We start from the raw sequence: 25,434 nt of genomic DNA on the forward strand, positions 1-25,434 counted from the left end.
GGGATTTGAAAGGATGCGATAGCGAAATTAATCTAAATCTTCCTCAGTCAAACCAGCATCTTTCAAAATACTTCTGAGTGTACCAGTAGGTAAATCACGATTACCATGAACAGGTATAGAAAGAATCACACTCATACCTTCCTTAACATAGATATGATGACTACCTGTAATCCTTTTTAGATTCCATCCATAGCGTTCAACAATCTTACAAAGAAATTTACCAGAAACCGATTTCATAAAGATAACTCAATTAACTGTTTTTCTGGCTCAATTTCTTCTTGCTGACTAGCAACTTCTAACCAACCTTGAACAGCATCTTTCAACATTTCTAATAAATGTTCATAACTTTCACCCCAGGTATGACATCCTGGTAAAGCTGGTACAGAACCACACCAGACACCGTCTTCTTCCCAAATAATTGCTTTTATTTTCATAGCCAATTCCTTGAACTAAGGATATTTTACCGCAGAGGCAGTCAGATGTACCAGTTTAATAAAGATGAATAATCGCCTTTGGGGAGTTGAGGGAGTGCGTAAGCGTTGCGCGACCTAGGAATCGCTGTTTGGGGGTTTGAAGGGATGCGATCGCTCCACTATTGCTCAAAAACTTAAATTTTGTACAATTTGCAAAAAACAGACAAATAATCTATAATGTTATGTAATCCTATAAATTTTGTGAGGCGCTATGTCTGTCATCAGTGCAAGTGAAGCGCGTGCTAATTTTCCCGATATTATGAACCGTGCAGAATATCGTGGAGAAAGAATTTTAATTCAGCGTCATGGTAAAGCTGCGGTAGCGATAATTAGCATTGAAGATTTAAAACTATTAGAAGCAATGGAAGATGCAATTGATTCTGCTAAATTGAGACGTGCAATTGAAGAAAATGAAGGATTTACCACCATAGAAGAAATCATCGCCAAATATCCCAATGAGTGAACGTTATACATTGAGGATTGCTAGAACTGCGGAAAAAGACTTATTAGACTTACAACCAAAACAATATAAACAAGTTGTATCAAAAATACTCTCACTTCAAGGTAATCCTCGTCCTCAAGACTATGCAGCTTTAAAAGGTTATCAAGGTGGTTATCGTATTGATCAAGGTGAATATAGAATTTTGTACACCATTGATGATAATAATAAATTAGTTGATGTTTTTCGGGTTGGTGAACGTAATGATGATGAAGTTTATAAAAATTTGTAACTTCGTTTAGTTACCTGTTAGCAAAGTTTACCAAAGGTATCGCTATTTGGGGAGTTTAAGGGGTGCGATACCGTTCGCATTGCGTCCCGGAGGGAACTAGCGCGACCTAGGAATCGCTGTTTGGGAAGTTGAGGGGATGCGATCTCAAGTTGACAGAGAAAGACTTAACACCACAGCTAATGCTTGAGAAATAAGCAGTTTGTTCTAACCACAAATTATGATCTTGTGCATAAAAATTACTGCTTTTAGTAACAGATTGATGGATCATAATCTTCTTCTGATTTGATTGATTTGTACAGATAAGGTTTGCCATTAACTACTAAATTAACTTCCTGATCGAAATAGCATCACAATTGTTAATAATCCATATTAATTCATAATATCATTTTGAACTATCAGACAAGCACGGATTTTTGTGCTTCTGCTCCCATAATTGGATCAAAATTTACCTACACCTAACGGAGCGAATAAGAACGGGTTGCAGGTCTAAAGGTAGATTCGTTCCCTAATTAGGCTAGACTAGCAGCGCAACTCCTTCAATTCGGGGAAAACAATTACCTATTTACATTCATCCCACAATTAAAATTGAGAAATTCGTGTCAATTTTCTCTACTTGCGTTATCATGGCGATCGCAAGCCTAAAAACCTTGTAAACTGGATATCACCACCACTTTTCAGCCTAAATAGCGGTTAGTAGTAGTGATTACCGGACAAAACCGAATTCCCAAGCAACTTACTCTTGTTAGTTATGGTATAGTGGAAAAGTTGGAACTAGCTTTGCCAAACTATAATTGCTCTACGCGCAGGTAATAATTGCAACCGGAAAGCTGTTTTGATCAAGAATTTACACACAAAAATCTGAAATACACCGAGTTTATGATTCAGCAAGTAATTCACCCAATGGTGAAATTGCAGCGCAACGTGCAATCACTCGTAGAATCCAATATTATCAAACCCAATGATAGGATTTGGAAAATTGCCTTACTCTATGGCGATGAATGGCAACATTGGAAACAAGAATTGCTAGACTTTGGATTTAGCACTCAAGATCCAATTGGTGATTTATTAGCAGTAGAAAAGTGGGACGACGATTAAACATCTAAATTAGATCGGCTATATCTAACATAGCTTGATGTAAATACGCCTACCTCTACCTATAACAAGGATGGTGCTTAATCCTTGTTTTTATGGTAGGTGTAATTCCGCCGAGATTCTATTATAGATTTAGCACAATAGTGATCTGGGATTCAGTATCTTAACATAGCATTTTTATCAAGGTAGGTAAATTATGGTTCAAACCTTACCTAAAACCCAGTTAGTAACCTTTGAGGAGTTTATTAAATGGAAACCAGAAGGCGGATTTTATGAACTGCATGACGGGGAAATTATTCAGATGAATCCGCCATTAGGAAAACACGAAAGCAGAACTGGATTTTTAACTATAGAATTAGCTATAGAGTGCCGCCGCTTAAATCTTCCCTATTTTATTCCCAAACAGGCATTAGTTAAACCGCAAACAAGGCAATCAGCCTATTGTCCAGATGTTTTGTTGATAAATCCCACAAACCTAGTCAATGAAGCCCTGTGGGAAAAAACAGCAACGGTAACTCAAGGTGATTCTGTACCATTAATCATCGAAGTAGTGAGTAGCAATTGGCGAGTTGATTACTATAGAAAATATAGTGATTATGAAGAAATGGGAATTAAAGAATACTGGATTGTTGATTATCAACCTTTTGCTGCTGGTAAATTCGTTGGTGAACCAAAACAACCTACCATATCAGTTTGTTCTCTAATTGGTGATGAGTATGAAATTAACCAATTTAGAAACAATGAGCCAATAATTTCCCAGATTTTTCCTGAATTGAACTTAACCGCTCACCAGATTTTGCTAACTGCTGACTGATCTTAATGCTTGAGCCAAATCCTTTGCAGTATGATAGCGATCGCGTGGTAAAGGTTCTGTCACACACTCAATTACCTGTCTTAATTGATCAGTGATTGTGGGAATACCTTTAACCTCAAACCGAAAATTCCGTCCCCTTTGCCGATAAAATTTTAAAGGATTTTCCCCGGTTAATAAAAAAATTAACGTCGGACCAATAGCATATAAATCAGATTGGGTAAGAGGTTGTCCCCGTTCCTGTTCAGGAGCGCAAAAGCCTTCAGCACCGATTCTGGTCCCTGGTTTTGTGCCAATTTCCTTAACAGCACCAAAATCCAACACCACAATACTATTATTGCCACTCCGCACCATCAAATTAGCCGGCTTAATATCCCGGTGAATTAGTGGTGTTTGTTGGTGATGAAGATAATCTAGAATATCACAAGTTTGTACCATCCAAGCGATCGCCTGTTTCGGAGTTACAGGACCAGTTAAGCGAATTCGTTTGTCTAAATCTTGTCCATGAATTAACTCCATAGCCAAGTATTTTTTACCATCTTCCACAAAAAAGTCATAATATTTGGGAACTCCTGCATGATTAAGATGCTTGAGAATACTAGCTTCTCGCATGAATAACTCTTGAGCCTTGGGAATTTTCACCATATCAGCATTCATCTGTTTGATTACCAGTAATTGTGGTACACCAGTAATTTCACCAACACTATCCCAAGCTAAATAGGTAGTACCCATGCCACCCTTGCCAATAGTGCGTAATACCTGATAATGACGAATAGTCTTTTGTACCAAAATTGGTTGACCACAGTGAACACAAAAGACATTCTGGGGATGATTCCCCTCATGAGTACAACCAGTGCTGGAGTATTCTGGGGTTATCTTCTGACTAATTTCCCCATCTCCTGACGGTGAAGGTTGGATAAGTAGAGAAGATAATTCCTGAATCTGTACCTTGAGTAGAGGACCACCTTGAGCTAATAGCAGTAAAGAATTATCAGGAACGATACATTTAGTCACCAAAGAGCCATTGAGGAAAGTGCCATTAGTCCCGTGACTAATTAATTCCCAATCATCTCCTCCGGCATTAGTAACTAATTTCAGTTCTAAATGATACCGAGAAACTAAATTTTCAGCCAAAATAACGTGATTATCTACCGCCCGACCGATGCGAACGACGGTAGAACCCTCAAAGCACCACTGTTTAAGCGGTGTTTGTGTGCTTTTTTCTAATAGGGTCAGAGTAATCACAATACAACCTAAAATTTAAGATCAAAAAACTAATTTTATAAGCAACTTTGCTGAGATGGGCGGACTTTCACCCGTACCAGTATAGCTGTAATATTATCATGACCGTTATGTTCATTGCCCAATTCAATTAAATTTTGAATACCCGTTTCTAAGTTACTAGCAGAACTTAATAAGGGTTGAAGATGAGTTTGCCAATGAGTTTCTAGACAGTCATTATCTGATAAACCATCTGATACCAATACCAGAAGCATATCTTCATTGATCTCAAAGAACGTCACATCAGGATGGAGAGAATCTTCATTGCGTGGACCCAAAGCTTGGGTAAGTTGGTAAGCATCTGCACGTCCATAAGCGACACTCGGTTCTATCCCCCTAGCAATTTCTCGTTGACCAACTTCATGATCTACAGTTATTTGTTCTAGTCCTTGCTTGCGGGTCAGGCAATAAACACGACTATCTCCCACATGAGCAATTGCGGCCTGATTATCCTGAAGTAACAGCATGACCAAAGTAGTACCCATGCGACCAATACCGGAACGGGCTTCTTTTTGATTAAGCTCATAAATAGCTTGATTAGCTAAATAAACCGCATGACGGATACATTCCCTCCGAGGTAATTCTGTATTTACCCAGGTTTCTTGGAAGCATTTACGGATAGTCTTCACCGCTAATTCACTGGCTACTTCACCTCCAGCATGACCACCCATACCATCACAAAGAATATATAAACCCTGTGCTGTAATCGTGCTATTTCTTGGCAATTCTACCTTGTGAACCTGACTATCAACACAAAAATAGTCTTCATTGTGATTGCGTTGACGACCAACATCAGTAGATGCTGCATATTCCAAGCTACTTAGCTGCATGGATAGCGCCACAGTTGGGGCATCATCAGTCCTGGTTTCCGTTTCATCACCTAGTTGCAAAATAGTTGAAGAAGCATTGAGTTTTTCCTGAGTAAATATTTCTGCTGTTTTTTCTAACTCCGATAGCGTTCGCGGAGCGTCCTGGAGGGAACTAGCTCTGCTACAAGCAGTTCGCAATTGTGTCAGAGTTTGAATATTCCCAGATTCTATATCCTCTAATATCTCTACCACGCAGCCAAATTGAGTGCATTGGGATTCTCTAAACAAAGTTTGCCACATCTGACCCAAACTTTTAATAGTTAAGAGCTTCTCATCATCAGGATATAACTTTTGTAATACCAAAGCCTGGTCTTCATCTAACCGCAAATTCGATAACTCCAACAAACTTTGGCGACAATTCACAGCTTCGAGTAACTCCCAAAGTTGAGTCATCTGATCAAACCAATGTAAAATTTCCACCGGGCTGATTGTGTCTTTTTGCCAAACATCAAGCAACATAGGATAATTGGATCTATCTGCCAACAAGACTATTTGCAGATCATCTTGCTGCCAAGCATCATGAATTTTGGGTATTCCTGGGTGCATCTTCATCTGCAATTCTAGATAAGCTGGCGCTAGATCCGGAATTGTCATTGTATCGATCTTAGTTTCATGCTCAAGCATGGCCCCAATCAGTGATATTTCGTAAGGTTGGCAATCTAGAACCTTGACTTCTCTATAATCCCCAATCACTTGTGGAGATTCTAATAAGCGATAACGCTGCTGAGAATCTAAATAAGAATCTAAAACAAATTTGGAAAACGGACTAGAATCACCACTCTCGTCCGCTATATTTTCTAAATTTTGGGTTAATTCCGCAGTTTTTGCCATAACAGAAACTACCTGATCTACTGCGTGAGTAATGAGCGCGTACCAAACTGTGCTAGATTCTGCACCACATTTATAACAATACTGTGCATCTAAAGCTATATCGGCACTGCATTCAGAGCAGATTTTATGAGCTAAGGATGTACCACAGCTTTGACAAAACTTATTACTATCAGGGTTTTCAAATTTACACTGGGGGCAAATCAGCATAGTGGGAGTTCCTTGATTTTCCTGCTAAGGTGCTTTCAGTCTCTCTAGCCACGAACATTCCAACGGGACAGAATTAAATGACTAAAATTATGTAACTTGAGAATTAAGTGGTATTGTTAACACTCTTTTGTATACTGGTATTACAGTCCCTTAATCTATCTTTCCGGTGAATGATTTAATCTTGTGACTTCTAAGGAAGTGAGTTCTCGCCATTGTCCTGGTGATAAATCATCTAATTGAATATTACCAATACTTATTCTGATTAACCGCAAAGTCGGAAAACCGACAGCAGCCGTCATGCGACGGACTTGGCGGTTTTTACCTTCAGTTAGGGTCATTTCTAGCCAAGCAGTGGGAATACTTTTGCGAAATCTAATCGGTGGAATGCGTTGGACTACGGATGGTTCTTCTAACAATAACCTAACTTGAGCAGGACGAGTCCGGTAATCTTGAATTTCTACCCCACTTTGTAGCTTATTAATTGCATCAAGATCAGGAATGCGTTCCACCTGCGCCCAATAGGTACGTTGATGACCAAAACGCGGATGTGCCAGACGATGCTGTAACTGTCCATCATTTGTTAACAACAGCAACCCCTCACTATCCCAATCTAAACGCCCCACAGCATAGACATCGGGAACATCTATATACTCTTTCAGAGTGATATGTTTGGGACTTTCTTGGGTAAATTGGCTCAAAACCCCATAGGGCTTGTGAAAAATAATATACCGATTGTTCATAAGATATAGGAGTCAGGAGTCAGGAGTCAGGAGTCAGGAGTCAGGAGTTAGGAGGAACAAAGAAGAATAGTTTTCACCACTTACCACTTACCAATTACCAATTACCTGTTCCCTGTTCCCTGTTCCCTGTTCCCTCTCTCAACAAATGAATTTAATTTTGTCAGACTACTCAATTATGACAATTAGCAAAATCAGCCGCAGATCCTTTTTATTCCTTGGTGGTGCAACCTTAGCACAAGGATTAACCTTAACATTACCTAGTTATGCCCAAACTGTACAGGTAAACAAAAGTCAAATTAATGGTATTCCTTTTTATCAAACCATAGTTGACCTCACAGATCCAAAAACCTTTATCACCATGGGTTTAGCCAAAAATGCCGCTTTTGCGAATACCATTCAAAAAACCAGTGGTGATGAAGAATTTAGTAAATTAGTGGCGCGTTATAAGGCTGCCGTAGTTGCTAACGGCACATTTTTTGCCAAAAATCCCCAAAAAACGGTTATGGGTAACATGATAGCCGGGGGAAAATTTGTGAAATACAGTCGTTGGGAAAACTTTGGGACTACTTTGGGATTAGGAGTCGGGAATAAACCAGAAATGGTGACAGCCAGAATAGACGGCAAACCAGAATGGAATAAACATTGGTTTTCCCTAACTTGTGGACCAAGATTATTGCGACAAGGGGAAATCCGGTTAAACCCCAGGATTGAAGGTTTTAAAGATCCTGCTGTTTTAGGTAATAGCGCCCGAACAGCAATTGGTTTTACCCAGGACGGCACAAAGCTGATTTTAGCAAACTTTGAAATTAACCTCACTTTACAACAAGAAGCGGAGGCAATGAAAGCGATTGGTTGTTATGAAGCTATGAATTTAGATGGTGGAGCATCTAGAGCCTTAGCCAACAAGACTAATATTATAGTTCCTGCCGGTAGACCTTTGACTAATGTAATTGTCATTTATGATGTCACCAATCCTGCCCCAACGGACTTGCAACAGGCATGGCTGAAGTTTCAACAAGGGGAACGTCCTGCTTCGTAAATAATTGACAATTACCAAGCCCCTTATTACGGAGTAAGGGGTATCATTTTTAATTTTTAATTCTTAATTTTTAATTCCCGACAGGGTTTGACGGCAAATACGACTATAAAGTTACGGTTCACCCCAATTCCTGAAAGTATTAATTACCATACATTAGTCAATGTGAAAGCACATAAATCCATGAACCCACTAGACATAATTTATAAAATTCACCGTTCCCCTAACGGTTCGGTAAACCACCCTTCATGGAATACCACTGAGTTTATGTCAGTAACCCAGCCCTAAAGGGACTGAGCTTGCAAAAGTAATCAAGCAAGCTGTACTGACCAGTCTAAGTCTTCACTGACTACGTTTTTTGAGTCACGACACCGGGCGAATGCGTAGCTAGTTCCCTGCTCTGTCGCTTGTGATTAAACAGTTTCAAGGTCACTGAAACAGTGTTGCAAGCCTAACAAGCTCTTAAAACATTGACGAAGCTAACATTACCCCAGAAATGGGAGGCTCTTCGGAGCAATACATTATGCGTACAGAGTTGGGAAATTTGAATCGGTTTGTTATTGACATTTAGTTAATGCAATTTTATATTCTCTCTGAGTTCATTTAGTAATTTTATACGGAGCAAACACCCAAAATGGCAAAGGTAGTTGGAATTGATTTAGGTACGACAAACTCCTGCGTGGCAGTAATGGAAGGTGGTAAACCCACCGTTATCGCTAATGCAGAAGGTTTTCGGACAACACCCTCAGTAGTTGCGTTTGCCAAAAATGGCGACAATTTAGTTGGTCAAATCGCTAAACGCCAAGCGGTAATGAACCCCGAAAATACTTTTTATTCTGTAAAACGCTTTATCGGTCGTCGTTTTGAAGAGATTACCAATGAAGCTACAGAAGTTTCTTATAAAGTTCTCAGTAGCGGCGGTAACGTTAAAGTAGATTCTCCCGGTGCTGGTAAACAATTTGCACCTGAAGAAATTTCTGCGAAGGTTCTTCGCAAATTAGTGGAAGATGCTAGTAAATACCTGGGTGAAACCGTTACCCAAGCTGTAATTACCGTTCCTGCTTACTTCAACGACTCCCAACGTCAAGCCACAAAAGACGCGGGAAAAATCGCTGGTATTGACGTTCTCCGCATTATCAACGAACCTACCGCTGCTTCCTTAGCTTATGGCTTTGACAAAAAGAGCAATGAAACTATCCTCGTATTTGACTTGGGTGGTGGTACTTTCGACGTATCTGTTCTGGAAGTAGGTGATGGTGTATTTGAAGTATTATCAACATCTGGGGATACTCACCTGGGTGGTGACGACTTTGATAAAAAAATCGTTGATTTCTTAGCGGAAAAGTTCAAAAAAGACGAAGGGATTGACCTGCGTAAAGACAAACAAGCTTTACAACGTCTGACTGAAGCGGCAGAAAAAGCTAAAATTGAACTTTCTAGCGTTAGCCAGGCAGAAATTAACCTGCCATTTATTACCGCTACCCAAGAGGGTCCCAAGCATTTAGATACAACTTTAACTCGCGCTAAGTTTGAAGAACTTTGTTCTGATTTAATTGACCGTTGCCGCATTCCTGTGGAAGATGCGCTCAAAGGTGCGAAGTTAAATAAGACCAATATTGACGAAGTTGTTCTCGTTGGTGGTTCTACCCGGATTCCCGCTGTTCAAGATGTGGTTAAACGGGTGTTAGGTAAAGAACCTAACCAAACTGTTAACCCTGATGAAGTGGTAGCTGTTGGTGCTGCTATTCAAGCGGGTGTTTTAGCTGGTGATGTTACAGGTATCTTGTTGTTAGACGTAACACCATTATCCTTGGGTGTGGAAACCTTGGGTGGGGTAATGACTAAGATTATTCCTCGCAACACTACAATTCCTACCAAAAAATCAGAAGTGTTCTCTACTGCGGTGGACGGACAAGGTAATGTGGAAATTCACGTTCTCCAAGGTGAGAGAGAATTTGCCAATGATAATAAGAGTTTAGGAACTTTCCGTTTGGATGGTATTCCTCCTGCTCCCCGTGGTGTTCCCCAAATTGAAGTGACTTTTGATATTGACGCTAACGGTATTCTCAACGTTGCGGCTAAGGATAAGGGAACTGGTAAGGAACAATCTATTAGTATCACTGGTGCTTCTACTCTGGATAAGAATGATGTAGAACGCATGGTCAGAGAAGCTGAACAAAACGCTTCTTCTGATAAGGAACGTCGTGAGAAAATTGAACGCAAAAACCAAGCTGATTCTTTAGCTTATCAAGCTGAAAAGCAGTTGGAAGAGTTGGGTGATAAAGTCCCCGCTGCTGATAAGACTAAGGTTGAAGGTTTGGTCAAGGAAGTAAAAGAAGCAGTTGCGAAAGAAGATGATGCTCAAATCCAGAAGTTAATGCCAGAACTGCAACAAGCTCTGTTTGCTATTGGTAGCAATATCTATCAACAAGCTGGTGATGCTGCTGGCGCTGCTGGTGCTGAACCTCATGCTGGTGGTTCTACTCCTCCTTCTGGCAGTGGTGATGATGTCATTGATGCTGATTTCACTGAAAGCAAGTAGTTTCACAAAGGGCGGGGAATTCCTGCCCTTATTTGATTAATACCCACCTAGCGCAATCACTGGATGGGTATTTTTTATGGTAGTTAAATTATTTATGGCGAGACAGTTCTTCCTTATCAATTTCATGATAACAAATTTAAAAGCAAATGTCAACCCTCTTGATCTCCATTTTTAGAGATTTTTCCACTCTTCTAAACTCGATTTAGCTTGATGAATTACAATAGTATACGGAAAATAGTTGTCAAATACTTGGCAAATAAAAAATCATCTGCTATATTAAACTCATACCCAAAAACCTAATCCCCTAATCCCCTGTCCCTACGGGGATGTAGAGACGTTCCTCGGAGCGTCTCTACTCTTTTGTGTTGATATTGCAGTAGAAATTGAAGAGAAAGGAAAAGATTCTTTCCTATATCTTCAGTCAGTTCCTAACTAATCAGCATTAAGAATTTTGGGAACTCGGAAAAAATCACCTTCCTGTTGAGGCGCACTGCTGAGGATTGCCTCTCTGTCAGGACAGGGTTGAAGAATATCTTCTCTGGTAATATTGCTAACATCAATAGCTCTAGTTGTCGGTATTACATTGGTGACATCCAGTTGATTGAGTTGTTCTATATAATCCAGAATACTACCCAATTGAGTAGTAAATTGTGCTTCTTCATCTGCTGTTAATTCTAAACGAGCGAGATTAGCAACTTTACGAACTTGTTCACTATCAATCATAATTTGTCAGTTGTTAGTTGTCAGTTGTCCGTTGTCAGTAGGGGCGAGGCATTTGGAAGATAAATTATCGGTCATTGCCAAAAATAGTTCTCCAAATGCTTCGCCCGTACAGTTGTCAGTTGTTAGTAGGGGCGAAGCATTTGGAAGATAAATTATCGGTCATTGCCAAAAATAGTTCTCCAAATGCTTCGCCCGTACAGTTGTCAGTTGTCAGTAGGGGCGAAGCATTTGGAAGATAAATTATCGGTCATTGCCAAAAATAGTTCTCCAAATGCTTCGCCCGTACAGTTGTCCGTTGTTAGTTGTCCGTTGTCCGTTGTCAGGTAAAATTGTATAACCGACTAATGACTAAGTTAAAAGAATATGTCAATTTGCGATCGCCCGGTGGTTTTGATCCAGTTTTGAGCTTCAATATAGTTATTGGGAGCCATGCGAATTGCTCTAATCCAATAATCTGCCGCTTGATCAAACAATGCCTCTCCACCGTCATGATCTCCGGCTTCCTTAGCCCTTTCACCTTGAAAATGATAAATCACCGCAATATTATTCAAGGCTTGGGGTAATTGTGGATTTAACTCAATGGCCTGATGATAATACTCTAAAGCCTTATTATGATCACCGTTACTGGCATAAATCAAGCCTGTATTATAGAGAATATAACTCCGATCATTGGAGTCTTCTTCCATTTCTAAGGCTTCTTTATAGTAGTCTAGAGCTTCAGCGTATTCGCCTTCTGCCTGTGCGGACATCCCATCTCGGTAATAAACAAAAGCTTCTTTAGCTTTGCGGTTGGTTGGCAATATCTTGAGGATGATATCTGCCATCACGGTAAAGGATTTGTCAACAAAGTTATCGTTTTTCTGTGTTCTTGGCATATTTGTCTCTATGGTTTCTTCATGGCAGCATACCGCTAATTTAACTAATTTTTGGAGGTTTGAGTTATTGCAAATTAATATGAAGCTGCATGAAGTAAGATTTCCAGAATTATTTATCGCAGATAAACGCAGATGAATTCATGGATTTACAAGATCCCCGACTTCTTAAAGAAGTCGGGGATCTGAACTCTTACAATTTTGAATTGTTTTGTTTCCATTTCCGAAACGAAGGTAAATACTATTGTATAAACGAGTTAAGTTAACTATTGCACACAAGCCACACCCCAGCCGCGATGGTAAAAGAAATAGCAATTCGCACCACTGGACTAACGAAGCAATTTGAAAAACACATTGCTGTCAATGATGTTGACTTAGAAATCCAAGTGGGTGAAGTTTACGGATTAATTGGTCCCAATGGAGCGGGTAAAACCACCCTAATTCGGATGTTAGCTACTGCGGAAGAACCGACTACTGGTGAGATTTATATTAATGGAGATCGACTTCTGCGAGATCAAAGCAATCTCAAACTTAAACGTCGTCTTGGTTATTTACCTGATGACTACCCACTTTATGAAGATTTGACAGTTTGGGATTATTTAGATTATTTTGCCCGATTGTATCGCTTGCAAGGAAAGCACCGTACCCAACGTCTGCACGAAGTTTTAGAACTCATTCAACTTGGGAATAAACGTCATAGCATGATTTCTACCCTCTCACGGGGGATGAAACAGCGGTTAAGTTTAGCCCGCACCATTATCCATGAACCAATTTTACTACTTTTAGATGAACCTGTTTCTGGACTTGATCCCATTGCGCGGATGCAGTTTCGGGAAATTATTAAAGCTTTGCAAGCAGCAGGAATGACAATTTTAATTTCCTCCCACGTTCTCAGCGATTTAGCCGAGTTATGTACATCTGTGGGAATTATGGAATTAGGTTTTTTGGTGGAAAGTTCTTCACTTAAACATCTTTATCAACGTCTTTCTCAACAGCAGATTTTTATCTCCACTTTGGGCAATATAGATATATTGGTGAGTGAACTAAAAAATCATCCTTTAGTGGAAGAATGGGAGGTAATACCGAGTAAAAATGGCGTGCGAGTGATTTTTTCAGGTAAACCAGAAGATTCTGCCGGTTTATTGCGATCGCTTGTGAATGCAAAAATTCCCATAACAGAATTTCATTGTACCCAAGAAGACCTAGAAACTATTTTCCTCAAATTAGGTCATAAACAAGCATCATAGACAATTAAAAATTAAGAATTAAAAATTAAAAAACTTTGGAGGTATTGACGATGTTACTAAATTTCATAGATAGAGTGGGAGAATTAAATCCCCAACTATTTCGAGAACTAAAAGGTAGATTAAAACCTTTTAATCTGATTATAGCTATGGGTTCTTCTTTACTACTCCAACTCATAGTTTTTCTCTTGCAATTACGAGAATTTCCCGATGAGAAATACTATCTCAGAGCAACTTACTGTACTTTGAAAGAAGTATACCAAAACCAAGAACAGGAACTTTATAAACAACAGAGTTTACTTACCCAAAAATTAGATAATTATCGGCAAATTCAACTATCAGATAATACCATAATCCCCAACTTAGAAGCCCAACTTCAGCAAGTTAGAACTGAACTATCTAGCTTACAGAATTATTTATCTAAAAATATTTGTCCCTTAGATAAAATAGATTGGCAATTATGGTGGAGAGATCATTGGGAATATACATTTTTAACCCTGAGTGTAATTTTTATTTTCACTCTATTAGTTGGGGGAACTTATGTACTCATCAGTGATTTAGCCAGAGAAGAACAACGGGGAACATTGAATTTTATTCGCCTTAGTCCCCAAACCGAAACAAGCATTTTAACTGGAAAAATTCTCGGAGTTCCTAGTTTAATTTATCTCTTTGTCCTCACAGCAATTCCTTTACATTTCTGGGCTGGGCATTCCGCTCAAATTGCCTTGAGTTACATTTTCAGTTATTATGCTGTAATTGCAGCTAGTTGTCTTTTCTTCTACAGTGCAGCCCTAATTTTTGGTTTAGTTAGTCGTTGGTTTAGCAGCTTTCAACCTTGGTTGGGTAGCGGTGCTGTACTTGTGTTCTTGTTGATGACCATGACAATAATGGTATCGTCTTATGGAAACTTTAATAATCCCCTGACTTGGATGAGATTCTTCAGTCCCTGGGATATTACCAATTATCTATTTCCGAATCTGTTTCATTCCTATAGAGATTCATCAATAAAGGAATTACAATTTTTCTATTTACCAATAGGAAAAAATTTAATTACCTTAGTTGGTTTTCATTTAGTTAATTACGGAATTTGCTCCTACGGTATTTGGCAAGCGATGAAACGCTGCTTTCGGAATGCAGATAGTACAATATTGAGTAAAGGACAAAGTTATTTATTTGTAGCTTTTACTCAGGTGATGTTTTTCGGATTGACTATGCCTGCAATTGATAACAAAGATAATGGACAAATAATATGCCTAATAGCTTTGCTCAATTTTGCCTTAGTTCTGGCTTTAACTATTATGCTCTCACCCCATCGTCAAATTATCCAAAACTGGGCAAGATATAGACACCAAAATCATCGAGATAAATCTGTATTACAAGATTTAGTATTTGGTGAAAAAAGCCCGGTAATTGTCGCCATAGTAGTTAATTTATTCATTGCTACTACCCCAATAATGATTTGGCTTTTGCTCTCACCCACACATTTATATGATGGTGGTGTTGAAAGAAGTAAAGTCATATTAACTCTGGTTTTATCCTTCTCTTTGATGCTGATGTATGCCACAATTGCTCAACTGATGCTACTCATGAAAAATCCTAAGCGTTATGTATGGACAGTTGGTACAATTGGTGTAGCCATGTTTTTACCATCAATTATTCTCTCAGTCTTGGGTATTAGTCCATCAGAAAATCCGACTTTGTGGTTATTCTCCACCTTTCCTTGGGCGGCGATAGAATACACTCAGACGACAACAATTTTTCTGGCACTTTTAGCTGAGTTAACTGTTGTCGCTTTGTTAAACTTCCAATTAAATCGCCAAGTGAGAGTTTTAGGCGAATCTGCAACCAAAACATTATTATCAGGAAGATAACGATGCAGATACCGGACTTTTAAAAAGGTCTGGTATCTAAATTTTTAAATTTTGATTAGACTACATAATATTAATCGGATCTACATCAATTGTTAAACTGACAGAAGCAGGAGAAAGCGATCGCACTTCTGGCCAATCTGGTAAATTTGGTAAAGCGTCAGGATCAAACTTGAGTAATATTTGCCAACGATAACGGTTAGCTACTCGTAAAATACTAGCTGGTGCAGGTCCCAATATCTCAAATCCTTCTTTATTGTTCAAAAATGTAGCAATGATTTGGGCTGTGTTTTGGACTTGAATGGGATCTAAACTACTTAATCGCAATAAAATTAATCTCCCATAGGGAGGATAATTCAGAGTTTGTCTTTGTGCTAACTCTGCATCAGCAAAAGATTGATAATCATGTTTTTGCACTGCTTCAATAATCGGATGTTCTGGAGTATAGGTTTGGACAATTACCCTCCCTGGATCATCCCCTCTTCCCGCCCTTCCCGCAACTTGGGTCAAAGTTTGAAATGTGCGTTCATTGGCGCGATAATCAGATAAGTGCAATAATCCATCCGCAGCGACTACACCCACAAGCGTAACTTGGGGTAAATCTAACCCTTTTGTCAGCATTTGTGTCCCTACCAATAAATGGGCTTCACCATTAGCAAACTGGGTAAGAAGTTTCCGGTGTGAACCTTTAGTGGTGGTGGTATCACTATCAAAGCGAATTATTTTCAAATTGGGAAATTGCTTAGTTAATTCCTGCGCTACCCGTTGAGTACCGCTGCCAAAAAACTTTAAATAAGGGGAACTACATTCAGGACAATGGGGAGGATGTAAACGCCCATAATTACAATAATGACAGCGTAATAATTCCGGCGCTCCCTCTTCCACATGATGATAAGCTAGGGATACGTCACAATGGGGACATTCCAACACATAACCACAACTGCGACAAGAAACAAAGGTACTATGTCCGCGCCGATGAATAAATAATATTCCCTGTTGTTGTCTTTCTGCTAATTGTTGCAGCGCATTTTGCAGCTTTCTACTAAAAATAGACCGATTTCCCTCTTTCAACTCTTGACGCATATCCACGATTTCCACAGGTGGTAATGGGCGCGAGTTAATGCGTTCTGGTAATGATAAATATAGTTGATTTCCACTTACCCAACTTTCTAAAGAGGGAGTCGCAGAACCTAAAATTAGGGGACAATGTGCTAATTCGGCTCGCCATTGAGCGATGGTGCGGGCGTGGTAAGTGGGAATAGGAGAATCTTGTTTAAAGCTGCTATCGTGTTCTTCGTCCAGGATAATTAAGCCTAGATTGGGTAAAGGGGCGAAAATGGCGCTGCGAGTCCCGATAATGATTTGCGGTTCTCCTGTGAGCATTTGTCGCCAGGTGTCGTAACGTTCACCGTCAGAAAGGGCGCTGTGATAAACGTGGACTTTGTTTCCAAATCTAGCGCGGAATCTATCTGTAAGTTGAGGTGTGAGTCCGATTTCGGGAACTAAAACAAGGGACGATTTTCCTTGTTCAAGTAATGGTGCTATGGCTTGTAAGTATACTTCTGTTTTTCCTGAACCTGTCACCCCATGTAGCAATACTTGAGCAAATCCGGTTAAGGAATTAATCGTTTCTAAAGCGTTATTTTGGGCTGGTGTTAAGGATTTTGCCTCATCTTCCGCTACTGCGGGTCCTTTTTCTCGACGTAATATTTCTCTATCTTCAATGACTATATAGCCTTTATCTACTAAGGCTTTTAGGGTGGAAGTGCTGGTATTGCAAAGTTGCAATAATTCACTTTGCCATATTTCTCCCCCTTGTCGTCGCAAAACTTCCACAATTTCTTTTTGACGGGCTGTTAAATCGTCATGATTATTATCTAGAAGTGTGACAGCTTTTTGTAATTTAGGTTTGGTAAGTTGTGGCGGTTCTAAATAATTTTCGGCTAAACCTAAGCGGATTAATTCCCGAATTCCGCGATATGCAGCTTTAACTTTTTGTTGGATGTAGTGATAACTATAGTCTGCTGTTGGGGTTTTTTCTAAAAGTGTAATTACTTGCTGGGCTATAGGACTAATATAAATAGCCAGATTTTTTTTACCCAGAGAAGTTAACCGTAAACGACGTTGTGATCTTCCTAATAAGCCTGGTGGTAAAGCGACGCGAATTACTAAAATTAGAGGTGTATAGTAATAGGCTGCAACACGGTTGAGTAATGTCCAATAACCAGGAGGAAAAAACCCTTCACTAACTACATCTTCTACTTCCCGAATTTTTTCTAAGGGAATATCTAGATTCGGTTCAGTTAATAAGCGGATAGCGATCGCTCCTACCTGTGTCGCACCAAAGGGAACGCTTAAAATATCTCCTGGTTTGATTGCTAACTGTGCTGGGATTTTATAGGTAAATAAATCTGAACATCCTGGACAGTCTACAAGCACTTCCACCCATTCAGGTAATTTTGCTGGAGATTGATATGATCCTCCCGGTTCAGCTACAGCGATAACAGATGATTTTGCACCAATACTATACATAAATTTTTGATTTATAAACAAATATTGTATTCACAGACAAGGTTTAATTCTATCCTTTGGTTTTACTTTGTGTAAATAGTATTTTACAATACTTCAATTACCCATAATCCTTGATAATCTCTAATTTATGTAATCTACTAGTACACAACGGCGTAAGTCAATCAACCATTAAAAATTTGACAAAAGCTTGTGTAATCTGCTTTTTTAATTTTTAATTTTTAATTTTTAATTCCGCACTGCGGTACTAGACAAATTAGCTTCTACAATTTAGGCAATAAATAATTGAAGATTGAAAGTTTAAATTTGAGCAAGTAGCTTACACAGTCTTGATCAGATTTTTTAATGCTTTGTTGACTTACCGACTGGGATACTCAAGTTGCAAAACCTATCTTGAGAAATATGCCGAAGTAATGAGTAATCATGAGTAAGTAGGTAATTAAGTGATTAAACTTCCAGATTTTTATGTGATTTGTAACATCTTGATTAACTAGTAAATTATGTTATTAATCAATCATGAGATTGAGCTACGAAATAAGGCATAGAGTTTTTCAACCTATTGATAGATATTAAATATTTTTTGAATATGAGATGCTTTTAAACGATAAATATTATCCGGATTAGAAGTTACCATTTTTGTAATTTGGATCATTTAGTAAATTTTCGGAGAGATAAATAACTCTAGTACCAAAATGGCGATTTATTCAATTACTCTGATGATTCCAGCCGGACAAACCTGAAAACTTTGCAAAAAATACACGAAAATTTAATATATATCATTTTTCGGTGATTTATCACCTTTACACGGAAGCTATGTACAAACTACAGGCAACAAGCAACTGATTTTTCCCCAGATCATTTAAGATAGATAGATAGGCTTCTTTCTCTATGTTTTTGATATTTGTTAAAGTTAGTCTTAGGGGGTTTGACCTATTTAGTAATCAAGAAAAGCATAGAGAATATGTCTATTGGGTTTCTGAAAAAAATAGTTTTTTGTGAGTGCTAAAGTCGTTAATGATTATAGGTCGTATCTAGCCAGAACTAAAAATAATGGACAAATACTGATTTCCATTCCAGACGAGGAATGATTAAAAAGAGAGGATTTTGCTAGAGAAGAAGGGTGTATTTGTCCTCAAGGGAAAACTACCAAGCCTGAAAGAGGCTGTTGTCATGAAATTATGTACCAAACAAAGCAACCATCTCTAACGGAAACTATGAATCTTGCTGAATTGGGAACAATGGAAATACTAGAGAATATTACTGATCATGAAGAACCATCAATTGAGAGTTTAGATCAAGTAGTATATGAAGATGCTACAATTGTCGAAAACTTGGCATCAGAAGAGCGCAATGGCGATGACATGGCCGCAGCCCGTCCTTCGGGATATAATAAAACCGAAAATGATGATGCTGTTGGCGCATTTTTTAAGGAAATGGCGCGTTATCCCCTACTCAAACCTGATGAAGAAGTGGAATTAGCGCGACGGGTGAGATTTTTAGAAGAAGTCAAAGAATTGCAAGCAGCTTTGGAATTAGAACTAGGAGCGCAGCCTAGTAAGGTGCAGGTGGCTTCGCAATTAGAGATAACAGAAAAACAACTGGAAAGCCGCTTGTATCAAGGTAGAGTGGCCAAGCGAAAAATGATTCGCTCCAATCTCCGGTTAGTCGTATCTATTGCTAAACGATATTTAAATCGTGGTGTCCCTTTTCTCGATTTAATTCAAGAAGGAGCAATGGGTTTAAACCGCGCTTCTGAAAAATTTGATCCTGATAAAGGATATAAGTTTTCTACTTATGCTTATTGGTGGATTAGACAAGCAATTACCAGAGCGATCGCTAATGATGCCCGAACTATTCGCTTACCAATCCATATTGTTGAGAAACTTAATAAACTAAAAAAAGCCCAACGGGAACTCAAACAAAAACTCGCTCGGAATCCCACAGAGGCCGAAATGGCCGAAGCTTTGGAAATTACAGTTCACCAACTGCGTCAACTTCAACAACTGCGTCGTCAAGCCCTGTCCCTTAACCACCGTGTCGGTAAAGAAGAAGACACAGAATTAATGGATTTGCTAGAAGATGAAGACAACCAGTCTCCCGAAGCCAAAATGAACGAAAATATGATGCGTCAGGAGATTTGGGAAGTTCTCGGAGACGTACTTACCCCCAGGGAAAAAGATGTCATTTCCCTCCGCTATGGACTCACTAGCAGTGAACCCTGCACCCTAGAAGAGGTGGGGAATATGTTTAACCTTTCCCGCGAACGAGTCCGTCAAATCCAAAGTAAAGCCATGCGGAAATTACGCCGTCCTCACATAGCCAAGCGGTTAAAAGGTTGGTTGGTATGAGTCATTAGTCAGTGGTCAGTTGTTAGTAGGGGCGAAGCATTTGGAAGATAAATTATCGGACATTGCCAAAAATAGTTATCCAAATGCTTCGCCCGTACGGTTGTTAGTAGGGGCGAAGCATTTGGAAGATAAATTATCGGACATTGCCAAAACATAGTTCTCCAAATGCTTCGCCCGTACAGTTGTTAGTAGGGGCGAAGCATTTGGAAGATAAATTATCGGTCATTGCCAAAAATAGTTCTCCAAATGCTTCGCCCGTACAGTTGTTAGTAGGGGCGAAGCATTTGGAAGATAAACTATCGGTCATTGCCAAAAATAGTTCTCCAAATGCTTCGCCCGTACAGTTGTCCGTTGTTAGTTGTCTGTGGTTAAAAAAATTAGACATCTTGAGATAAAATGCGAACCAATGACCAATGACCAATGACCAATGACTAATGACTAATTTAATTGTCCGTTTTGCCGAACCCAGTGATGCTCATACCTTATTTGCCTTAATTCAGGGACTTGCTGAATATGAAAAACTATCTGATGCTGTTATTGGCAATGCTGAAGCCCTCAAGGATCATTTATTTGGTTCACCAAAATACGTAGATGCAATCCTAGCCGAATTTGAAGGTAAGGCTGTAGGTTTTGCCCTATTTTTTCATAATTATTCTACATTTCTCACCAAGCCAGGAATTTACTTAGAAGATATCTTTGTTTTGCCGGAATATCGCCGCCAAGGTATTGGTAAAGCACTTTTGTCCAAAGTAGCCCAAATAGCTGTAGAAAGGGATTGTGGGCGCTTAGAGTGGAGTGTTTTAGATTGGAATGTGTCAGCGCAGGCATTTTACCGGAATATGGGTGCAGATATTTTAGAAGATTGGCGGATTTGTCGGGTGACTGAAAAGGATCTGACCAAATTAGCCACTCAAAAATGAAGTTTAAAGGATACAAGAGGAAATATAGCAAATCTCCCTTTTATCCTTCATTATTAATTTCTTTTTGCTCTTCTTCAATTTAAATTCATATAAGTTTACATTTTGCCTAAACCCTGAAGCTATCAATCAATTAATCTGAAATTCTCAATTATTTCAGCCAAGTTTGACAGCCTGTCGTTTGACTAATGCAACGAAATCAAATGAGAATTAGGGAGGATATTTGCACCGATTCAGACATTGTTGTCGAGAGAACACCAGATGAAAAAGATTGTCTCAGTATTATTATTAGGCATAGCTATCTTCAACTTTGCCTTCAGTAGTCCTGCTTTGGCCGCAGACGCAGCCAGTGGAGCTAAAATATTTAGTGCTAATTGTGCTTCTTGTCATGCGGGTGGCAGAAATTTAGTTAATGCTGCCAAAACCCTGAAAAAAGCAGATTTGGAAAAGTACGGTATGTACTCGGCTGAAGCAATTGTTTATCAAGTTACTAATGGTAAAGGTGCTATGCCAGCCTTTAAGGGTCGGTTAAAAGCAGAGCAAATAGAAAATGTAGCTGCTTATGTCCTACAACAAGCTGATAACGGCTGGAAGAAGTAAATTTACATCTAATTTGATGGTTTAACAATGTGCGGGGCTTTTTGTCCCGCTCAGTCTTTTTATTAGTAATTAGATTTAGTAACCACTGTACAACCAAAAATATCATCAGCATGGTAAATGGCTTTTCTTTAATATCTTAATATTTTCATAAATTCTCCATTCCATGAATAAAATAAATTAATTATTCCCTGCCTAAATAGAAAAATTCATCAAAGCATAGATGTTGGTGATATCATCTTTTAGTGGATTCTAAATCAAGAAAATAATTATCATAAATAGTCAGAAAATATGGAATTTTCAAGTGTCACTATAGAACAGCGCGAAAAAGAAGCTGAAGCATTAAAGACTTTTCTTTTCTTTAGTCTAATTGGTTCATTGGTATTACATATTGGGATACTAGCTTTAGCTATTAACAAATTTTTTCTCAAATTCCCTGAAGTTAGAGAAGAACCCATTGAAGTGACAATTCTGGAAACAATACCCCAGGAAGTAACCCAACTACCAGTAGAGATAAAATCCCTAGCAAAAACAAATTCCGGTGGTGGTGGTGGAAATAAAGGTGGCGGAATTTCTACACCAACAGAAACAGCCCTGAATATGATTAAGTCTTCTGTCGCACCCATAACCAAACAGGCTCAACTAAAAATCACTACTAACCTTATCAGTAAACAATCCCAAACACTTACAAATCGTGAACCAGCGAAAACATTAACTCCTGTACAAACTAACCCAATAGAAAACACAACTCCTGAACCTGCGACAACACCACCCCCAGTAGAAACAAAACCAATACAAAAATTAGATGAAAACGCAAATACCCTAGCGTCTACTCAACCCCAAGTGCAGACAAAACCCACAAAAATCACACCATTAAAGTCAGAAACTCAACCTAATGCTAGTTCCAACAATATCCCTAGCAACTCCACCGCTTCCACACAGTTACCGCAGAATAAAAATATTTTAGGCAATTTAGGCGATCGCTCAAGAAATAGTTTAGGTACTGGAAACGGTACTGGTAATGGTACTGGTGTTGGTAATGGAATTGGAAATAGTACAGGTAATGGTACTGGTAATGGTACTGGTGTTGGTAATGGAATTGGAAATAGTACAGGTAATGGTACTGGTAATGGTGTTGGGAATGAAAGTGGGAATAAACCAAAACCAGAAAATACACCAATAGCTACCGCACCGAAACCTCCCATAGAAAATAGTTCTAAACTGAATCGTGCGGATTGTATCCAGTGTCAAATTAAGTACCCCGATAGAGCCAGACAGCGTGGCATAGAAGGAAATGCAGAAGTTGCTATTGATACTGATAGCCAGGGTAATGTTACGCGAGTTCGGTTAGTCCGTTCCAGTGGTGATAGCGAACTAGATCAAGCCGCTCAACAAGCTGCACAAGAGTGGAAATTAACACCCACAGCAGAGGGAAGAGAAGGGGTAAGAGCCTCAGTTAACTTTGCCATTAAAGGATCACAGCGTCACCGTAAACTTCAAGAACGGCAAATACAAAAACAAAGAGCAAGCACCAAAAAAACCTCTGAAAAAGCGACTTCTACCTCTACTCCTATCGAATCTCCTCAATATAATCAACAAAAAATAACTCCTATTATTACTGATATTCCCTCCGAAAATACAACTAAACAGAGAGAAGAATCTGCACCTTCTGAGAGTCAACAAATCTCACCACCAGCATCTGCAACTACATCACCTACTGAGTCTTAGAGGTAGATATTCAAAGTATAGATATGGGAGGGATAATTCATGAATTACCCCATCTGACTAGAATGTAGGGTGGACAATGCCAACCATCATGTTAAATTAATAGATCTGTTAATCTTCGTGATCATCAAAGGGATCATCTAATTCCTGGCTTGGGGGTCCAAAAGATGTGTAAATTGCCATACCAGTAATAGCAACTAACGCCGCACAAAAGGAAATTCCAAGCACCGTAGCGGGTTCTAAGTCCATAAATTTAGATACATATTATCACAGCGATATTTATAGAATATTACAAAATTTAACTTATCGCACATTAAGTAGGTTAGCATTGAAAATCGTCGTTATGGCAAGGCAAGAGGCAAGAGGCAAGAGGCAGGAGTGAAGAGGGTTTGGGCGATTTTACTTTTCGTTACATATTACTCTTCGAGAAGCCGCTCCGCGTCTACGGTTTTTTTCCGTTCACCTACTTACATAGTTAAAGCATGATCATCTCACCCTCGTAAATTGGCCAAGGTATTGATACTCCGTAAATAATGTTATGCCCAATTTATTGACAAAATATTAAAAATATGTTAATAATGGATCTTTGTGGAAACTTTACCCTTTAATATAATCTCTTGGCTAACGTCATTGTCATAGGTGCCCAGTGGGGCGATGAAGGAAAAGGTAAAATAACTGACTTACTCAGCCGCTCCGCAGACGTGGTGGTACGTTACCAAGGGGGAGTTAACGCTGGGCATACAATCGTAGTCCAAGGTCAGACGTTTAAGCTGCACTTAATCCCCTCTGGTATTTTGTATCCAAAAACCGAGTGTATCATTGGCTGTGGAACAGTCATCGATCCGCAAGTCTTGATTAAAGAACTCGAACAACTAGAAGAATTAAATATTTCCACGGCTAATCTGTTGATATCTCAGACGGCTCATGTCACCATGCCCTATCATCGCATGATTGACAAGGCATCAGAGGAAGTACGGGGAAATCATAAAATCGGGACAACAGGTAGAGGTATTGGTCCTACCTACGCCGATAAATCTGAGCGGATAGGCATCAGGATGTTAGACTTGATGGACACCGACGGACTCCGTGAGCAGTTAAAGTGGACGATAAACTATAAAAATACCATTTTAGAAAAGCTGTATAATCTGCCACCTCTCAATCCAGAAGAAGTGATTGAGGAGTATTTAGGTTATGCGGAACGCTTGCGTCCTTTCGTCGTTGATACATCGTTGAAAATCTACGATGCGGTTTTACGACGACGGAATATTTTGTTTGAAGGCGCACAAGGGACATTACTTGACCTAGATCACGGAACTTATCCCTATGTCACATCCTCCAACCCAGTCGCTGGGGGGGCTTGTGTGGGGAGTGGACTAGGACCAACAATGATAGATCGGGTAATTGGTGTATCCAAAGCCTACACGACAAGAGTGGGAGAAGGTCCTTTCCCCACGGAACTAGATGACGAAATTGGTGACTTGTTAGGCGATCGCGGTGCAGAATTTGGCACAACTACAGGGCGTAAACGTCGTTGTGGTTGGTTTGATGCGGTTATTGGTCGTTATGCAGTTCGCATTAACGGCATGGATTGTATGGCACTTACCAAACTTGATGTTCTCGATGAACTAGAGGAAATCAATGTTTGTGTGGCTTATGAAATTGATGGTGAACGCTGCGAACACTTCCCCACCAGCGCTCGTCTTTTCGCCCGTTGTCGTCCCATTTACAAAACTGTACCAGGATGGCAAGTGTCAACAAGTCACTGTCGTACCCTGGAAGAGTTACCACAAAAAGCACTGGACTATCTGAAATTCTTGGCAGAATTAATGGAAGTGCCGATTGCAATTGTTTCCTTGGGAGCAAGTCGTGATCAAACTATCATTGTTGAAGATCCTATTCACGGTCCCAAACGCGCACTGTTACAACCTAACGGTACACCAGTTTAGTCATTGGTCATTGGTCATTGGTCATTGGCAAAATAACTGACAACTGACAACT

26 protein-coding genes are annotated in these 25,434 nt (G+C 39.4%); 17 read left to right on the forward strand and 9 right to left on the reverse strand.

Annotation, left to right across the window (positions count from 1 at the left end; translation table 11 throughout):
• Positions 1-27: 27 nt before the first annotated feature.
• Both BMF77_RS17155 and BMF77_RS17160 read right to left on the reverse strand, forming a co-directional pair.
• On the reverse strand, positions 28-237 hold the full coding sequence (locus tag BMF77_RS17155) for a type II toxin-antitoxin system HicA family toxin (protein WP_148764502.1): 210 nt from the start codon (positions 235-237) through the stop codon (positions 28-30).
• Positions 234-434, reverse strand: coding sequence for a type II toxin-antitoxin system HicB family antitoxin (locus tag BMF77_RS17160; RefSeq protein ID WP_015081078.1), 201 nt, complete (start codon positions 432-434; stop codon positions 234-236). Before BMF77_RS17160 ends, BMF77_RS17155 begins: the two co-directional genes overlap by 4 nt.
• A gap of 250 nt (positions 435-684) precedes the next feature.
• On the opposite strand from BMF77_RS17160, the gene BMF77_RS17165 reads away from it, so the two are divergent.
• From BMF77_RS17165 to BMF77_RS17185, 4 genes are all read left to right on the forward strand, one after another.
• Positions 685-936 (forward strand): type II toxin-antitoxin system Phd/YefM family antitoxin, encoded by a 252-nt coding sequence (locus BMF77_RS17165; protein ID WP_039203368.1) that lies wholly within the window; start codon positions 685-687, stop codon positions 934-936.
• The gene (locus BMF77_RS17170) at positions 929-1,204 is read left to right on the forward strand and encodes a type II toxin-antitoxin system RelE/ParE family toxin (protein WP_148764504.1); all 276 of its coding nucleotides are present in this window, start codon (positions 929-931) and stop codon (positions 1,202-1,204) included. Before BMF77_RS17165 ends, BMF77_RS17170 begins: the two co-directional genes overlap by 8 nt.
• Positions 1,205-2,080: 876 nt before the next feature.
• Complete coding sequence (locus BMF77_RS17180) at positions 2,081-2,299, forward strand: DUF4327 family protein (protein WP_015083416.1); 219 nt, start codon at positions 2,081-2,083, stop codon at positions 2,297-2,299.
• Positions 2,300-2,492: 193 nt separating this feature from the next.
• Positions 2,493-3,110, forward strand: coding sequence for a Uma2 family endonuclease (locus BMF77_RS17185; protein ID WP_148764506.1), 618 nt, complete (start codon positions 2,493-2,495; stop codon positions 3,108-3,110).
• Here BMF77_RS17185 and BMF77_RS17190 read toward each other — a convergent pair.
• The 3 genes from BMF77_RS17190 to BMF77_RS17200 all read right to left on the reverse strand — a co-directional run bounded on the left by BMF77_RS17190 (position 3,096) and on the right by BMF77_RS17200 (position 7,035).
• Positions 3,096-4,352 (reverse strand): protein kinase, encoded by a 1,257-nt coding sequence (locus BMF77_RS17190; RefSeq protein WP_148764508.1) that lies wholly within the window; start codon positions 4,350-4,352, stop codon positions 3,096-3,098. The genes BMF77_RS17185 and BMF77_RS17190 overlap by 15 nt on opposite strands.
• 35 nt (positions 4,353-4,387) lie before the next feature.
• Entirely contained in the window at positions 4,388-6,295 is a 1,908-nt protein-coding gene (locus BMF77_RS17195) for a serine/threonine phosphatase (RefSeq protein WP_148764510.1), read from the reverse strand.
• Between the two features lie 155 nt (positions 6,296-6,450).
• Positions 6,451-7,035, reverse strand: coding sequence for an rRNA large subunit pseudouridine synthase E (locus BMF77_RS17200; protein ID WP_148764512.1), 585 nt, complete (start codon positions 7,033-7,035; stop codon positions 6,451-6,453).
• A 175-nt stretch (positions 7,036-7,210) separates the two neighbouring features.
• Between BMF77_RS17200 and BMF77_RS17205 the strand changes: the two genes are divergently transcribed.
• Positions 7,211-8,074, forward strand: a complete 864-nt coding sequence (locus BMF77_RS17205; protein WP_148764514.1) for a phosphodiester glycosidase family protein — start codon at positions 7,211-7,213, stop codon at positions 8,072-8,074.
• 631 nt (positions 8,075-8,705) lie between these two features.
• A complete protein-coding gene (dnaK, locus tag BMF77_RS17210) occupies positions 8,706-10,613 on the forward strand; it encodes a molecular chaperone DnaK (RefSeq protein ID WP_015083411.1) in 1,908 nt (635 codons plus the stop codon).
• A 432-nt stretch (positions 10,614-11,045) separates the two neighbouring features.
• Here dnaK and gatC read toward each other — a convergent pair whose 3' ends face one another.
• A complete protein-coding gene (gene gatC, locus BMF77_RS17215) occupies positions 11,046-11,336 on the reverse strand; it encodes an Asp-tRNA(Asn)/Glu-tRNA(Gln) amidotransferase subunit GatC (RefSeq protein ID WP_015083410.1) in 291 nt (96 codons plus the stop codon).
• Between the two features lie 95 nt (positions 11,337-11,431).
• Here gatC and BMF77_RS28005 point away from each other — a divergent pair, with 95 nt between their 5' ends.
• Entirely contained in the window at positions 11,432-11,575 is a 144-nt protein-coding gene (locus BMF77_RS28005; protein WP_158310545.1) for a hypothetical protein, read from the forward strand.
• A complete protein-coding gene (locus BMF77_RS28010; RefSeq protein ID WP_246862943.1) occupies positions 11,520-11,663 on the forward strand; it encodes a hypothetical protein in 144 nt (47 codons plus the stop codon). The genes BMF77_RS28005 and BMF77_RS28010 overlap by 56 nt, the downstream gene beginning before the upstream one ends.
• A 26-nt stretch (positions 11,664-11,689) precedes the next feature.
• Here BMF77_RS28010 and BMF77_RS17225 read toward each other — a convergent pair whose 3' ends face one another.
• Positions 11,690-12,211 (reverse strand): photosystem I assembly protein Ycf3, encoded by a 522-nt coding sequence (locus BMF77_RS17225; RefSeq protein ID WP_148764516.1) that lies wholly within the window; start codon positions 12,209-12,211, stop codon positions 11,690-11,692.
• A 293-nt stretch (positions 12,212-12,504) separates the two neighbouring features.
• On the opposite strand from BMF77_RS17225, the gene BMF77_RS17230 reads away from it, so the two are divergent.
• Complete coding sequence (locus BMF77_RS17230) at positions 12,505-13,455, forward strand: ABC transporter ATP-binding protein (RefSeq protein ID WP_148767043.1); 951 nt, start codon at positions 12,505-12,507, stop codon at positions 13,453-13,455.
• 50 nt (positions 13,456-13,505) lie between these two features.
• Positions 13,506-15,323 carry an ABC transporter permease subunit gene (locus BMF77_RS17235; RefSeq protein WP_148764518.1) on the forward strand — a complete coding sequence of 606 codons (1,818 nt, stop codon included), beginning with the start codon at positions 13,506-13,508 and terminating at the stop codon, positions 15,321-15,323.
• Between the two features lie 60 nt (positions 15,324-15,383).
• On the opposite strand, the gene priA is transcribed toward BMF77_RS17235, so the two are convergent.
• Positions 15,384-17,852, reverse strand: a complete 2,469-nt coding sequence (priA, locus tag BMF77_RS17240) for a primosomal protein N' (protein WP_148764520.1) — start codon at positions 17,850-17,852, stop codon at positions 15,384-15,386.
• A 1,175-nt stretch (positions 17,853-19,027) separates the two neighbouring features.
• Here priA and BMF77_RS17245 point away from each other — a divergent pair.
• From BMF77_RS17245 to BMF77_RS17265, 6 genes are all read left to right on the forward strand, one after another.
• Complete coding sequence (locus BMF77_RS17245) at positions 19,028-20,197, forward strand: RpoD/SigA family RNA polymerase sigma factor (RefSeq protein ID WP_148764522.1); 1,170 nt, start codon at positions 19,028-19,030, stop codon at positions 20,195-20,197.
• A 19-nt stretch (positions 20,198-20,216) separates the two neighbouring features.
• Positions 20,217-20,354: a hypothetical protein gene (locus BMF77_RS26835; protein ID WP_168204456.1), complete on the forward strand. Its 138-nt coding sequence runs from the start codon at positions 20,217-20,219 to the stop codon at positions 20,352-20,354.
• On the forward strand, positions 20,341-20,592 hold the full coding sequence (locus BMF77_RS17250; protein WP_246862944.1) for a hypothetical protein: 252 nt from the start codon (positions 20,341-20,343) through the stop codon (positions 20,590-20,592). Before BMF77_RS26835 ends, BMF77_RS17250 begins: the two co-directional genes overlap by 14 nt.
• A gap of 39 nt (positions 20,593-20,631) precedes the next feature.
• Positions 20,632-21,117 (forward strand): GNAT family N-acetyltransferase, encoded by a 486-nt coding sequence (locus BMF77_RS17255; protein ID WP_148764524.1) that lies wholly within the window; start codon positions 20,632-20,634, stop codon positions 21,115-21,117.
• Between the two features lie 258 nt (positions 21,118-21,375).
• A complete protein-coding gene (gene petJ, locus BMF77_RS17260; protein ID WP_148764526.1) occupies positions 21,376-21,714 on the forward strand; it encodes a cytochrome c6 PetJ in 339 nt (112 codons plus the stop codon).
• Between the two features lie 288 nt (positions 21,715-22,002).
• The gene (locus tag BMF77_RS17265; RefSeq protein ID WP_148764528.1) at positions 22,003-23,439 is read left to right on the forward strand and encodes an energy transducer TonB; all 1,437 of its coding nucleotides are present in this window, start codon (positions 22,003-22,005) and stop codon (positions 23,437-23,439) included.
• A gap of 108 nt (positions 23,440-23,547) precedes the next feature.
• Here BMF77_RS17265 and psbN read toward each other — a convergent pair whose 3' ends face one another.
• Positions 23,548-23,685, reverse strand: a complete 138-nt coding sequence (gene psbN, locus BMF77_RS17270; protein WP_015083402.1) for a photosystem II reaction center protein PsbN — start codon at positions 23,683-23,685, stop codon at positions 23,548-23,550.
• Positions 23,686-24,053: 368 nt separating this feature from the next.
• On the opposite strand from psbN, the gene BMF77_RS17275 reads away from it, so the two are divergent.
• Positions 24,054-25,382 (forward strand): adenylosuccinate synthase, encoded by a 1,329-nt coding sequence (locus BMF77_RS17275; RefSeq protein ID WP_148764530.1) that lies wholly within the window; start codon positions 24,054-24,056, stop codon positions 25,380-25,382.
• Positions 25,383-25,434: the final 52 nt, after the last annotated feature.

Origin of the sequence: Dolichospermum sp. UHCC 0315A (genome assembly GCF_008121535.1) — a bacterium.
Lineage (GTDB): Bacteria > Cyanobacteriota > Cyanobacteriia > Cyanobacteriales > Nostocaceae > Dolichospermum > Dolichospermum lemmermannii.